General features: G+C 36.8%; 15 protein-coding genes. All 15 read right to left on the bottom strand.

The window, feature by feature from the left end:
* Positions 1-23: 23 nt before the first annotated feature.
* The 15 genes from hisI to ffh all read right to left on the bottom strand — a co-directional run bounded on the left by hisI (position 24) and on the right by ffh (position 14858).
* Positions 24-422, bottom strand: coding sequence for a phosphoribosyl-AMP cyclohydrolase (hisI, locus tag RHP64_RS07755; RefSeq protein ID WP_002815284.1), 399 nt, complete (start codon positions 420-422; stop codon positions 24-26).
* The gene (gene hisF / locus RHP64_RS07760) at positions 419-1183 is read right to left on the bottom strand and encodes an imidazole glycerol phosphate synthase subunit HisF (RefSeq protein WP_025268352.1); all 765 of its coding nucleotides are present in this window, start codon (positions 1181-1183) and stop codon (positions 419-421) included. Before hisF ends, hisI begins: the two co-directional genes overlap by 4 nt.
* Complete coding sequence (hisA, locus tag RHP64_RS07765; protein WP_011680216.1) at positions 1180-1896, bottom strand: 1-(5-phosphoribosyl)-5-[(5-phosphoribosylamino)methylideneamino]imidazole-4-carboxamide isomerase; 717 nt, start codon at positions 1894-1896, stop codon at positions 1180-1182. Before hisA ends, hisF begins: the two co-directional genes overlap by 4 nt.
* Positions 1893-2510 (bottom strand): imidazole glycerol phosphate synthase subunit HisH, encoded by a 618-nt coding sequence (gene hisH, locus RHP64_RS07770; RefSeq protein WP_025268353.1) that lies wholly within the window; start codon positions 2508-2510, stop codon positions 1893-1895. The genes hisA and hisH overlap by 4 nt, the downstream gene beginning before the upstream one ends.
* A 51-nt stretch (positions 2511-2561) precedes the next feature.
* Positions 2562-3149, bottom strand: coding sequence for an imidazoleglycerol-phosphate dehydratase HisB (gene hisB / locus RHP64_RS07775; protein WP_014325024.1), 588 nt, complete (start codon positions 3147-3149; stop codon positions 2562-2564).
* Between the two features lies 1 nt (position 3150).
* Positions 3151-4428 carry a histidinol dehydrogenase gene (gene hisD / locus RHP64_RS07780; RefSeq protein ID WP_014325025.1) on the bottom strand — a complete coding sequence of 426 codons (1278 nt, stop codon included), beginning with the start codon at positions 4426-4428 and terminating at the stop codon, positions 3151-3153.
* Complete coding sequence (hisG, locus tag RHP64_RS07785; RefSeq protein WP_025268354.1) at positions 4425-6032, bottom strand: ATP phosphoribosyltransferase; 1608 nt, start codon at positions 6030-6032, stop codon at positions 4425-4427. Before hisG ends, hisD begins: the two co-directional genes overlap by 4 nt.
* A 378-nt stretch (positions 6033-6410) precedes the next feature.
* Entirely contained in the window at positions 6411-7517 is a 1107-nt protein-coding gene (locus RHP64_RS07790) for a GGDEF domain-containing protein (RefSeq protein ID WP_025268355.1), read from the bottom strand.
* On the bottom strand, positions 7511-8239 hold the full coding sequence (locus RHP64_RS07795) for an EAL domain-containing protein (RefSeq protein WP_025268356.1): 729 nt from the start codon (positions 8237-8239) through the stop codon (positions 7511-7513). The genes RHP64_RS07790 and RHP64_RS07795 overlap by 7 nt, the downstream gene beginning before the upstream one ends.
* 49 nt (positions 8240-8288) lie before the next feature.
* Complete coding sequence (locus RHP64_RS07800) at positions 8289-10262, bottom strand: glycosyltransferase family 2 protein (RefSeq protein ID WP_025268357.1); 1974 nt, start codon at positions 10260-10262, stop codon at positions 8289-8291.
* 15 nt (positions 10263-10277) lie between these two features.
* The gene (locus RHP64_RS07805) at positions 10278-11333 is read right to left on the bottom strand and encodes a family 8 glycosyl hydrolase (RefSeq protein WP_071952376.1); all 1056 of its coding nucleotides are present in this window, start codon (positions 11331-11333) and stop codon (positions 10278-10280) included.
* A gap of 103 nt (positions 11334-11436) precedes the next feature.
* Positions 11437-12279 (bottom strand): histidinol-phosphatase HisJ, encoded by an 843-nt coding sequence (gene hisJ, locus RHP64_RS07810; protein ID WP_462785010.1) that lies wholly within the window; start codon positions 12277-12279, stop codon positions 11437-11439.
* A gap of 49 nt (positions 12280-12328) precedes the next feature.
* Positions 12329-13135, bottom strand: coding sequence for an HAD family hydrolase (locus RHP64_RS07815; protein ID WP_025268360.1), 807 nt, complete (start codon positions 13133-13135; stop codon positions 12329-12331).
* 68 nt (positions 13136-13203) lie between these two features.
* Positions 13204-13383, bottom strand: a complete 180-nt coding sequence (locus tag RHP64_RS07820) for a hypothetical protein (RefSeq protein ID WP_010292272.1) — start codon at positions 13381-13383, stop codon at positions 13204-13206.
* Positions 13383-14858 (bottom strand): signal recognition particle protein, encoded by a 1476-nt coding sequence (ffh, locus tag RHP64_RS07825; RefSeq protein ID WP_025268361.1) that lies wholly within the window; start codon positions 14856-14858, stop codon positions 13383-13385. Before ffh ends, RHP64_RS07820 begins: the two co-directional genes overlap by 1 nt.
* Between the last annotated feature and the right edge of the window lie 13 nt (positions 14859-14871).

Below are 14871 nucleotides of genomic sequence, written 5' to 3' on the forward strand. Positions count from 1 at the left end.
CATTTCTCCTTTTAGTGTGGTATTTACTCTTTTGGAAAATAACCATCAGTCCATTTATTTGCAATGGTTGCTTGATTAGCATCTGCTAAACCTTCACCTTTTATCGTGTTAAAAAAACATGAGTAAGCATTAGTATGACAGGCTGGCCCTGCAGGATTCACATGAATTAGCAGAGTATCTAAATCACAATCTAATGTCATGCTAACGACCTGTTGTATGTTACCCGAAGTCTCCCCTTTATGCCACAATTCTTGTCGCTCACGAGACCAAAACCAAGTTTGCCCAGTACTTTTGGTTAATGAATAACTTTCTTTGTTCATATAGCCTAGCATCAAAAATGCCTTTGTTTCCGCGTCGACAATGACAGCAGGGATCAAACCATTTTGACTTTGCTTGTTGAAATCCGGTTCAGTTCCAATCATATGCGTATCTCCACACCATCATCTTTCAGTGTTCGTTTCAAATTTGGTATTTTAATTTCACCAAAATGAAATACTGAAGCAGCTAGTGCTGCGTCAATTTTAGTTTTCTCAAATAAATTAACAAAATCTTGTGTTGAACCAGCACCACCCGAGGCTACTACTGGTACATTCACAGCATCTGCTAGTTGATCATAGAGTTGAATATCGTACCCTTTTTTTGTTCCATCGGCATCCATACTTGTTACTAGCAATTCGCCAGCCCCACGAGCGACTAATTCAGAGGCCCATTCAATAGCATCAAGACTTGTAGGCTTAGATCCGCCAGAAACGTAGACCCGATAAATACCAGCCGATTCATCCCATTTAGCATCAATTGCGCCGACGATAGCTTGCGAGCCAAATATTTTAGCCCCGTCCGTAATTAGCGCTGGGTTCTTTACTGCTTCAGAGTTAACAAATATTTTATCAGCTCCCGCTTTAATTAAACGACCCATGTCTTCTGTCGTTCGAATACCACCGCCAACGGTCAAGGGGATGAATACTTCCCTGGAAACAGCATCAACGACTGACATGATGGTATCCCGCTCTTCCAAAGTTGCTGTAATGTCTAAAAACACTAGCTCATCAGCGCCAGCAGCCTGATAGGCTTTCGCTGATTCAACGGGATCACCTACTTCACGTAAATTGACAAAATTAACCCCTTTAACTACTCTACCATTCTTAATGTCTAATGCTGGAACAATTCGTTTGGCTAAAGTCATCCATCCACCTCCTTTAATTGAGCTAGTGTCACATCTCCATCATAAAGTGCTCGGCCAACAATAATATCGTGAATACCGCTTGCTTGTAAATCTGTAACGTTTTTAATATTGGCAATACCCCCACTAGCTATAATATTGCTTTTAGGAAATTTATTTTGTAAACGTGATAATAGCTCAATGTTAGGACCTGATAGGGTCCCATCTCTGGCGATATCGGTGACAACAAAATTCGAAACACCTACTGATAACATAGCTTCAACAATATCATCAAAACTCGTATCAGAATTTTCAAGCCAACCTTGTGTGGCAACTTTTTCATCACGGCCGTCAACACCAACAACAATTTTATCGGAGCCATACTTTGCAACCGCTGTTCGCACAAGTTCCGGATGAGTCAAAGCTGCTGATCCAATAATCACACGATTAATACCTATATTTAAGTATTGGTTAACCTGTTCAAGAGTCCGGATACCGCCACCAAGTTCAATAAACAAGTTTGTTTGTTCTCGTAAAGATTGAATAACATTTAGATTAACTGGTTTTCCTTCCTTTGCACCATCTAAATCAACCAGGTGTAAATGCTTTAAACCTGCGCTTTCAATTTGTTTTGCCTGTTTCAATGGATCTGGGTTAATTGTGGTTTCTTTTTCATAATCCCCTTGATAAAGGCGAACTGATTGACCATTTAATAAATCAATTGCTGGAAAAATCATACGTTTTCTACCATTTCCTTAAAGTTTTGCCAAATCTCTAATCCATCTTGTCCAGATTTTTCTGGATGAAATTGGGCACCAATCACATTTTTGTTAACCACAACACTTGGTACATCAACTTTTCCATAATTAACAGTTGCCGCAATATATTTTGAATCCGTTACCGCATAATAGCTATGTACAAAGTAAGTATATTTATCATTCATTGTTCGAGTGATTTGGTTGATTTGGCTCACTTTGTTCTGATTCCAGCCCATTTGCGGTACTTTATAATTCTCTTGTTTAGGTAATTCAACCACTTGCCCAGGAATTAGCCCAAGACCTGTCGTTTCACCAAATTCAGTTGATGAGTCAAAAAGTAACTGCATCCCTAAGCAAACACCCAACAATGGTTTACCGCTATTTGAAAACTGTTTTATTGGTTCAACCAAATTACGTTCTCGAAGTTTATCCATTGCTGAGGCAAAAGCGCCAACTCCTGGCACTACCAGACCATCAGCGGCAGCAATCTCGGCAGGATCTTGAGAAACTTTGGCATTTAATCCTGTATATTCAATTGCTTTCATGACATTTCTAATATTACCCGCGCCATAGTCTACGATAATAATCGCCATATATTTCTCCTTTGTATTATACGATTTAACTTCACAAAATCATCTAATATTTTAAATTCGCCCCTTGGTGGAATTAACCCCTTTAATTTCCGGATTGATAGTAACTGCTTGGCGCATTGCACGACCAACAGCTTTGAACATACTTTCAATTTTATGATGTGTATTTCGACCATATAGGACTTCAATATGAACATTGGCTCTTGCTTGATCAGCAAAACCTTGCCAAAAATCTTCGACAACCTCTGTCTCAAAAGTGCCCAATGTTGGTGTAGTAAGTTCGGCATGCAAAACTAGGTAGGAACGCCCTGATAAATCAATCACTGCGCGGGTTAGTGTTTCGTCCATAGGGACAAATTGGGCACCGTAACGTTCAATACCAACTTTATCACCCAAAGCTTGGGTAAATGCTTCTCCTAGCACAATACCAATATCTTCAGTCGTATGATGACTATCAACTTGTAAGTCACCCTTCACATCAACTTGTAAACCAAAGCGGCCATGTTTAGCAAACAAAGTTAACATATGATCGATGTAACCAATGCCGGTGTCAACTTTAATCGGTGTTTGTTCGTCAAGATCTAAAGTCAATTCAATTTGTGTTTCAAAAGTATCTCTCTTTATTGTTGCAGTTCTGGACATATTATTTTTCTCGACTTTCAATTGCTCGGGCGTGCGCTTCTAATCCTTCTTCACGTGCTAATACTGTGACGTCAGCCGAATCAGCCAATAATGCTTCAGCAGAATATTGTAAATACTGAATGCGCTTTTGGAAATCCCAAACACCTAGCGGTGAACTAAATCGTGCTGTACCACCTGTTGGCAAAATGTGGTTTGGACCGGCTAAATAATCACCAAGTGGTTCAGAAGCATACTGCCCTAAGAACACTGACCCAGCATTTTTAATTTTAGAAATATAATCATACGCATTTTCTAATTGTATTTCCAAGTGTTCAGGTGCTACAGCGTTCATCAGATCAATCATTAAATCAATCGTATCAACCAAATATATGAAACCATTGTTTTCAATTGCTTGACGCGCAATAGCTTCACGAGGCAAGACTTTAAGTTGGTCTTCGACCTCCTTTGAAACTGCTGTTGCTAATTTTTCAGAATTAGTGATCAAAATTGCGCGTGCATTAACGTCGTGTTCTGCTTGTGAGAGTAAGTCTGCTGCTACATCCTTTGCACTTGCTGAATCATCAGCTAAAATCCCGATTTCTGATGGTCCTGCGATCATATCAATATCTACTTGACCATATACGTCACGCTTAGCCGTCGCTACATAGGCATTACCCGGTCCAGTAATTTTATCTACCTGTGGAATAGATTCAGTTCCATATGCTAAAGCGGCAATTGCTTGAGCCCCTCCAACTTGATAAATGCGATCCACCCCTGCTATTTTAGCGGCAGCTAAGACAGCTTGGTTTAAACCATTTTTTTGCGGTGGTGTAACCATAATAATATTTTCAACACCAGCAATTTTAGCAGGAATAGCATTCATCAAAACAGACGAAGGATAAGCTGCAGTACCTCCGGGTACGTAAATGCCAACAGCTGATAGTGGTGTCACCTTTGTTCCACGAATCACACCATTACTGGGATTATCTTCAAAGGATTCACCAATCTCTAATTTGTGAAAGCTTCGAATGTTATCTGCAGCTTTTTCTAGTGCTTTAATGACGGCTGGATTAACCTGATTAAAGGCTTCTTCAATCTGACTATCGGTCACCTTTAAGTTATCTAAAGTGACACCATCAAATTTTTCTCCATATTCTTTCAAAGCTTCATCGCCGTTTGCGCGAACATTTTTAATAATATCAGTTACACGAGCCTCTACTTGCGGATCAACCGTCTTCTCTGTTTGCTGACGAATACGAGCTTTAATTGCTTCCAGTGATTCATTTTTAATAATATTCATTGTTCTTCTTCTTTCAAAATATTAACAAGGTTATTGATTACTTTCGTAAGCTCTAATTGAAAACGCAGTAAGGCGCCAGCACGAACGAGCATGTGGGTAGCTACTGGGCCAACCGCATCATAAACCTGCAGATGATTTTCGCGCAGTGTGTTTCCTGTTTGTGTGATATCAATGATAGCATCCGATAGACCAGTGAGTGGTCCAAGTTCAACAGAACCTTCTAACTTAATTAATTCGACATCTTCCCCACGATTACTAAAGTACTCGGTCGCAATTTTGGGATATTTCGTGGCAATTCGCTTTCGCGTTGGCGTATCAAGATTAAAACCTTCTGGCGCAGCGACAACGAATTCTGCTTTGCCTGTCTGCAAATTAAGCACATCGTAATGATTTTGTACCTGCTCAGCTATCGTGTCAGAGCCAACAATACCGACATCACCAATGCCACGATCAAGATATTTAACGACATCACTCGGTTTTACCAAAATAAAGCGATATTTTCCGTCAGCACTATCAAATATTAATTTACGTGCTGGATTTTCTAATAACGAAGTATCAATACCAGCCGCTTTCAATAATGGTCGTGCATCTTTTTCAACACGTCCCTTGCCAAGTACCATCACAATAGGTTCTTGTGGTTTCATTTCCTCAGGCTTACGTCGCCAGTCAGCTAAAATTGTTTCAATATTTAATCCCATACCAACCGCCGGTAATGATTTATTCTGGAAGTTTTCTAACAAACGATCATAACGACCGCCGCTAAATAAATAACGACCTAAACTTGGAACAAAACCACGTATAATTGTGCCCGTATAATATGGTTGCGGTGAAGCCGCTGCCAAATCAACCGTAACTGCAACTGCTGGATAATGTTTGTGCGTATATTCTGCTAATTTCAGCCAATCATTGATAATATCATTAACTGCCGGTATTTCTTGCAGTTGCCACATCACTGTTTCGCCATCTTCACCAAATGCTAAGGGCCAGCCAGCCAACCCTTCCGGGAAATCAGGAATAGTGGCCCGAAGTTCCTCAAAGACCGATACATTTTTTTGCTCAATAGCTTGCTTCATACGTTGTCGCAAGTCTTGATCTAATTGCAAATTTTCTAAAACCACATCAATAAAACGGGCATCACTCAAAACCACTTGTACATCCACAATCCCAAACTCTTGCGCAAATTTAAGCATCGTGTCTAGTGCTTGAATTTCCGCTTCAAAACTTTGATCACCAATCAGCTCAATGCCGGCCTGCGTTTCTTGATTGTAATCACCCGACAAGCTGTCGGTTCGCCTAAAGACATCCCCTATATAATAAAGTCTAGACATACTATTTTGTTGTCGATTGGCTGATAAAAAACGCGCAATCGGCAAGGTCAGATCTGGACGTAAAACTAAATTTTCTCCAACCTGATCAAACAAACGAAAAACATTCTTGTTTTGATATTTATCAAATGTACTCTCGCGCTCGATTAATGGTGTATTAATCGGTGTAAAATCAGCATCATTTAAGATTGTAGTTATCATCTGTGAAATTTTCTGTTTTTGTTGTAATTTTTCACCAAATTCGTCTCGCGAACCGGCCGCTAATACTTTATCGTTCATGTTCATCTCCTAGATGCCATATAATAAAAAGACGTCCTCACAAACTAATATTTTAGTTTGCAAGGACGTCTTCACGTGTTCCCACCTTGATTTCAATTTTACTTACGTAAAAAAGCTCAATAACCTACTCACGCAGGCTTATTCGGTATCGGGAATTTCCGGAATGGCTTTTTAACCATTCAGCTCGTTGGTGTGTTTTCATTAATTATGCTGGCGCTCATCTCAATGCGTTAGCTTGAGCACTTCCTGTACAACACGGTAATTAACTACTTTTTCAACTTCAGCTAAATTTATTATTAAGTTATTTTCATTTTACATCAATTATTATATATGTCAATACTTATTTTTATATAATAAAATATGCATTCTCATATCATTTTATCCTTCAATAACTATCTTGCCTCTTCCTGTATTCTTAGACTGATAAACTAGGTCGTCAGCAATATCAAAAGTCATCTTTAAATTAAACTTATAATTTTTTGAAAAACTTACACCAGCCGAGAAACTCATCAAGTGATTTTGATCTCCTAGAGGCAGTTTACTCAGCTCAAGTTGCATGCTTTTTAAGAACTTTCCGATATCAGAAAAATTATTGGGATCAAACATCCAAACGAATTCCTCGCCGCCATAGCGATAAATTCCTAAATCTTTTGAATTTAGTTTGTAGGCTAGGCGCTCTCTCAAAAATAAAGAAAATTCCTGTAAAACTTTATTTCCAGCTTCATGTCCGTAGGTATCATTAACATTTTTAAAATAATCCAGATCAATAACTGCAATGCCAGTATTTGTCTGTTTGTCAGGACCTAACAAGATATCTTGTTCAAATTTTTTATAATTAAAAAAACCTGTTAATTTATCGAAAATAACTTCTTTCTGCAGTTGAATATTCTTATTTTGCAAATTAGTAACTTGAAAATACACTTTTCGAGTTATTAAAATCGTGATAATAGCTACAGTGGCACGAATTATCCAATTCGTTGGTTGATTGAAGATACTATATATCACAACATGGGGAATGAAGGGAGCAAAAAAAAGACTAGTGGCCACAATAAATATTTCAGAAAGAATCATTGAGAGTGTTTGATTAGAAACATATTTATCAAATACTTTCATATAAAATATAGCCATTCCAGCTACTACTAGTGAAGCCAAAACATTAACAGTTGTTAAGTGACCATCCACAAATAGCATGTATAGCATTCTTACAAAGGGTGTAATAATAACCAAAAGAATGGCTTGCTTTTTATCAACCAAGTAAAAAATTAAAAGTGCGAGTAAATATTCATGTGCTACAACACCAATAAAATGATAAGAAACTGACATTGATGTATAAAGCATAGCAATATATATTATTGGTTTTATCCATTGTTCATAACGGCTACCGGAATTGCTATACATTAAAAATTGCATACTCATTAACGTAGAAATAGCTAAATTCATTATAACCAACATCAACAATAGATAACTAAACAAATAGGTTAACATTTTTGTGCCTCGATCATATCCTCTCTAGGTTTACCAAAAAACCAACCTTGCTGATAAATGATACCCATTTTTTGTAGTAATATTTGAGTATCAACATTTTCAACACCTTCGAAAACAAAGGCCAAATTATTTTTTTTGGCTAAATTATCCCATTCTTTCAAAAATGAAATACTAATTTGGCAAGAATCCTCTTTAAAATGTGGCCAAGCAAACTTAATACCATCAACTAAATTGACATTGTCCTGTACGTGTGACAAGGTATTCCGACCTGTACCAATATCATCAACAAAAATTCTATAGCCCATTTTTTTGATTTTTTTGACAGCATCCAGTAAATAATTGCTGCCATTAGTTGCATAGGATCTTTCTGTCAGTTCAACAATAATATTGGGTGCCCAAGTATGCATTCTTTCGAAGAATTCATGTGTTTGTGGTGATTTAAATTGTATTATTTCAAAATTAATTGAAAGTTTAGTACAAGGATTTTCTTGTAATATTTCCTTTAATTGTTTTTCAAAAAAAGAAAGCACAATTTGATTTCCTGATTGACTTTTGATTAAGTCGAAAAATATTTCTCCAGGAAATTGCCTTGTTTTCTTCGAACGTAATAATATTTCGTAAAACGCAATCTTATCTTTTTGTTTATCAGAAATTTTAACAACTGGCTGCATCACAAAATAAAAATCTTTAATAACTCCCAGTTGCTCGTGATGCTCAGTCATAGTTGCTCTCCACTATTTATCAAGTTTTTGTTTTTTCGTTTTATCATTATTAATGCGCCTTCCGTTTTCGGAGTGTGTCAACCCACCACTTCACAACAATATGCCACAATTGATTTGAATATTGCGGATTTTGGTACAGTGTCGAGGATTGCGCATATGTATGCTCAATGATATATTCATACGCCGATAGATTTAAATCATCAAATGTAACACCAATAATTAGCTTTTCCATACTTTGGTGTTGCCAAACGCAATTAAATTTAAATTGGTTCCCATCAATTACAAATTCACCTTGTGTATAGTTATTTTTATTTTGGGACATCAGAGCAATTCGCGCACCATCTTCGTTCCAATCTAAAATATGACCTTGTACTTGCCCCAAGTTATAGAAATTTATAACAATACTTTTTTCTGTTTGAAAACGCTCAGATTTTCGTAGTCGTGGTCGCTCGTTTGACAAATAACTTGCCAAAATCAAGGCAAAGGAATTATAAATCAACCAGAAAATGTTAATATAAATACCTTCTTTAGGAAATGGACTCGCCCATATGCCAAATATAAAACAAATCCCTCTGACTAACCCCAAAAGAGATAATACCAACAAAACAATGATAGGCCAAGCTGTTCGCCAATTGTAAAAGCTATCTTCACTATTCACCCCTTTGCGTGTGACAGCAAACTTCTGCTTAGACTTCAGGAACAATTCATTAAAAACACCGTAAGCCATAAAAGGAGCCGTAGCAGTTTCATAAATGTTACTCAACATCACTGTTTGCTTCTTTTCACTAACTAAATTAAAAGTCAACTGAGAAGCAATGAAAGCAGGTAACCAAAAAATTAGAATTTGACTAAAACTTGTTTGAAGACTATATTGCCCAAATACTAAAAATAATATAGGTGCAAGGAGAAACACGAGTTTATATATGCCAGAAAACCAATAGTGTATTCCGTCTGTATAGATAACACGCTGCATCAAATCAAGACCTTTAACACGCCAAGGATGCCATTTCTTTGCAACCTGAATATTTCCACGAGCCCAGCGATCACGTTGCTTGATGAGATCACCAAAAGTTTCTGGCGCTAAACCGCTCGCTAAGTTTTCATTGACAAAACCCGTATCCCATTTTTTAGCTTGTAACAACATGCCTGTTGCCATATCTTCAGTAATAACTCCGGTTGCAAAACCACCAACACTGTCTAATGCTTTACGCCTAAAAATTGCATTGGAGCCAACGTACATTGTGGCGTTAAATGCATCTTTTTGCTGTTCAATACTGCGCATAAAGAAATCTTGATCATTACCAATGGTATTAGTAGCAAACAAATTAAATTGATAGGGGTCATCATTGAAAAAAGTCTGTGGTGTTTGGATAAAGCCCATGTTTTTGTTATGAAAATAACCTACTGTTTTTTCTAAAAAGTCAGTGCGAGGAACCATATCAGCATCCATAGTAACCACCAATTCACCGCTAGATACTTTTAAAGCATGATTAAGATTGCCTGCCTTAGCATGCTCATGTGTTTCCCTGACCACATGATGCACACCTAATTCCTCGCATAACTTCTTGACGTTTTCTCTGCTACCGTCATCACAAACATATATGTTAACCAGTTCAGGAGAAGGATAGTGCATTAGTAGTGCAGCAACGATACTCCGCTTTAGTATGGGTGTTTCTTCATTATAAGTTGCAATGAAAACATCTACCGTAGGATATTGACCATCTGCGTAAACATCAAGATTTTGAACCGGTCGCTGAAATTTTTTAAAAAACATTCTGTAGAAAACTAATGATAGACAAAAGCCACCCAATTCAGCAAGCACTAAAATAATACCAAGTATAATGCTCAAAACGTTATTCGTAGGTATGGTCCAACCTATACGCCATATTAAATAAACCGCCATTGTGACAATATACAAAACAATTAATACCTGTTTTAAAATATGATATTTTTTTCCTAAACAAAAACATACGACGGTCAGAAACAGCAACGCTCCTTCAATGCCTAAGATAAGTGTATTCATAAATTCTCCTGAAAATTATTTCAAATCATTTTTAATCATTAACGCTGCCAAAACTTTTAATGTATCTGCATAATAACTGTTTGATAGATCATTGCTATCAACTTGCTCCAGTAAGGTATTCGAAAAGTTTTTAAATTCTGATTTCTGCTGGTACGCTGCAACGGCAATTGGCGCGGTAAACGCCATTGAACTATAGTTATTTGCTGAATGCCCATCTAAACCATAAACAGCTTTAATACTTTTCTGTTGATTGAAAAAAATTAACATTTTTTTATTAATGTTTTTCAACTCTTTATTAGATGTATTGAAAGCAAGCCTGAGTGGTACACGATTAGCATTCCAAGCATACTTGTCATCATTCGCGCTTTCAAATGTATTTGGTGATACGCTAGAAATATTATTGTGAGTGATGAAAACAAAGTCTGGTATTAAACCTGTCTTATTTTCACCACTTAGATTTTTTAAGACTTTGATAGATTTAAGGTAGATTTTTTGCCATCGTTTATCATTTGTTACTTCATAAAATTTTTTAAAATAGCTCGGTATTAAATCTGAGGTCCTAATTAAATTATTGTACTTCTCATCATTTTTCGCCCAATTTCCTACTCTTAGTAATTCGTTCTCATCATTATAATTATGTTTGAGCAAATCACTTAATATGTTAGTGGCTATTTTTTTGTAATTAAAATTTCCAGTTGAGCCCCACTTTTGATCAGCCATTAACAATGCGTATGCAATATCCATGTCTCCATCAGTCGCATTAGTATTATTTTCTGCAAGAGTTTTCATTTCATTATTCAACTGATTTTGTTTCCAGGCCATTAAGTGGTTCTGCTCACTCAGCGTGTGATTTTTATAATATACAACAAATTTATCAAAATCTGACTGCGTTGCCTGATTTTTTTGAGCGGCTAACATCGTAATTAACATGCCGTAACCTTGAGATTCTGACAAGGCTACTTTTTCACCACTTTTGTCACTACCATTAACAAACGAACTGTTAGCACTACCCTTAACATATTGTGTTTTCCAAGTACGATACAATTTATAAACAGAATTATTGTTTTGCATATATTTCCCTATAATTAAAAACAGGATGATAATAACGGCTAAAAAAAATGTTGCCATCATATATTTAAATTTTCTCTGCATCTTCTTTATGTCTACTAATCCCCTATTTTTTATCTACAATCAATTCTTTCATTTCATCATAATATAATCCTAGAGCGTTCACTTCGTGCGCATCGGAACCATAAACCAGCTCAATACCTATTTTTTTTGCTTGCTCAGCAATATCAAATGTAGGGTAACTTTCACCATTGTATGGCTTACTAAAACCAGCCGCATTAAAATCTAACTGATAATTTTTTTGCTTAATAATTGCTAACAATTCAGTAATCCGTTGCTTGACAGATTCGTCAAAATTTGGCAAATGCAATAGTTTTTGGTATTTTCGAATGAGCGTAATATGTCCAATTCGCACAGGCACTTTTAGCCCAGTATCAAAGTTTACACTTTGAATAGCTGCGTCATAATAACGTTTAAATAATATTTGAGGATTACGACACTCGTCACTAAAATATGCTGACAATGTATCTGGCTCGTAATCAATAGGTGCAACATTCCCCTCATTGTTAGGTAAAAAATGCACAGATAAAACAATTTCATCAATCCAATTAGATTCTCTCTGTAAAAATGAACGTATGTCAGTTTCATATGCTTTTAGATAGTCTACTTCAAAACCAGATTTGATGTTTATTTTATCTTTAAACTTTTCTTTCACTCGCTCAACTTCAGATTTATAAAATGTTAACTCATCAATTGCCATAGCAGAATTATCACGTGCATCATCAGGACCAACAAATTCTTCTAAAAATTGTTGTGGCAACGGTGCGTGCTCTGTAACAACATATTCAGTAAATCCCAAATCAATAGCTCGTTCAATATACATATCAAGCTGCTCTGTGCTGCCGTGATGAGAAAACTGTGTATGAGTATGTCCGTCTTTTTTTATCATTATAATCACCTTATTTTCTACTATAACAAAAAAACACACGCCAAGTGTGTTAAACGTTTTCTAATATTGTTTTTAAGACGCCATCATGCTGATTATCGGCTACAGAAATATCGAAATCATGTTTAAATAATTCCGGGTCACTATTAGTCATCGCAACCGGATGCCCAACATATTCCAACATCTCCATGTCATTCAATCCATCGCCAAATGCCATAATATCTTTCGCATCAACATGCAATGCATCCGCAATATACTTTAGTGCATTGGCTTTGTTTACATCAGCATTAACAATATCAATCGCACCGTACCCCGAAGTAGTGACATGAACAACTTTACCTAAAATGGATTTGAGATCATTCATATAAGCTACTTCATTATGAGATAAAACAATTGTTGACTTCAAAATCGGTTCGACTACATCATCAATGCTGTCAACTAATGTTAAGTTTTCAAAATATTCTGAGGAAATTTTGAAGGTGTCACCAATTGCTGCCTGTGATTTTAACATGTATGTAGTTGATTGTCCATTAAACGCCAATCCCACCGCAACATCATCGAGATATTTTTCAGTTACAGAAACAATAGTTTTCAATGCTTCCTTGGGCAAAAATTTGACATTTTGCACTTCACCATCTAACATCACCTCAGCACCATTATTGGCGATGATTTGATACTCACCTTCAAAGTTTTTGAAGTACTCTAAAACTTTTTGCAAATGATTACCAGTCGCTACAATGAACTGCATGTTTTGTGCTTTCATTTTTTGCAACACTTCTCGAAAGAGTGGTTCATTAATTGTTTTATCATCTCGTAAAAAAGTTGCGTCTAGATCTGATGCTATAAGTTTAAGTGTCATTATCGATTCCTTTATACATAAACGGTCTAATACGAACAAACATTAGATATATTGAAAATAAAAGTATATTATCGTTGAACCCACCACCACAATAATTTTATGAGTCCGAAGACAAAAACGCCTGCCACCAGTGGCCAAAAAACAGCAAAGAAAACTGATACAAATGAAAAATGAGAAATATTAAGTAAATTTGATCCAAGTAACACGACAAATACAAAAACTGGTAAAATACGTTCCATACTTTTCATTACTTACGTCCACGTTTCTTTTTAGCCTTTTGCAGCCGACGTGCAGCTTGTTTTACAGCAAAGTTTTGCATTTTCTGTCCTAAGTTTCCTTTGGGCATTCCACCATTCATGCCACCCATCATTGAGGACATATCCATGCCTGAACCACTCATCATTTTATCAATGCCACCAAAGTTCCCATTAGTTGCTTGATTCATCATTTTACGCATTTGATCAAATTGCTTGATCATACGATTAACCTCAACAATTGGCCGACCAGCACCAGCCGCCAAACGACGACGACGAGAAGGGTTGATTAAATCAGGATTCTCTCGTTCTTCAGGTGTCATTGAGCCAACTATTGCTTCTAAATGAGCGAATTGTTTAGCATCAAGATTAACATTAGCTAAAGCTGGATTATTTGCCATTCCCGGAATCATCTTTAACAAATCTTCCATTGGCCCCATGCTCTGTACTTGTTTTAATTGTGCAACAAAGTCATTAAAGTCAAAGGTATTTTGACGCATTTTTTCGAGCTGTTTAGTTTGCTCTTCTTCGTCAAAATCACGTTGTGCTTTTTCAATCAACGTTAAGACATCGCCCATGCCCAAAATACGCGAAGCCATACGATCAGGATAGAACACATCTAAATCAGTAGGCTTTTCACCTTGACCAACAAATTTAATTGGTTTTCCAGTGACATCTCGAATGGACAATGCCGCACCGCCACGCGTATCACCATCTAACTTTGTTAGAACAACACCCGTTAAATCAAGTGAAGCAGAGAAACCTTTGGCCGTTTCCGCTGCGTTCTGCCCAGTCATGGCATCAACTGTCAATAATATTTCATCAGGATCAGCAATTTCTGCAATATCTTTTAATTCTTGCATCAATTCTTCATCAATTTGAAGACGTCCAGCTGTATCGATGAATACATAATCATTTTTATTCTCAGCAGCCTTCTCTAATCCAGCTCGAACAATGTCACGTGGGTTGACGTCTGTGCCCATTGAAAAAACTGGAATATCTAAGTCACGACCAAGTATTTCTAATTGATCAATCGCAGCAGGACGATAAATATCTGCAGCGATTAATAATGGTCGGGCATTATTTTCATTTTTGAGTTTGTAGGCCAGCTTGGCAACAGTTGTGGTTTTACCAGCACCTTGCAAACCAGCCATCATAATAATTGTTGGTATTTTTGGTGACTTATTTAACGGCACCGCTTCTTCACCCATTGTTGCAGTCAATTCATCGTTGACAATCTTAACAATTTGTTGTGCTGGATTCAAACCCTCCATGATATCAGTGCCACTTGCTTTTTCGCGAACATTGGCCACAAATTTTTTCACTGTGTCATAATTAACATCGGCCTCTAATAAGGCCAACCGGATTTCCCGCATTGTTGCGCGCAAATCCTCTTCACTAACACGGCCACGTCCTGTCAGATTTTTAATTGCCTTTGATAGGCGTTCTGTTAGATTTTCAAATGCCATAGGTTATTAAACT

Source organism: Leuconostoc sp. XM4, assembly GCF_055698815.1.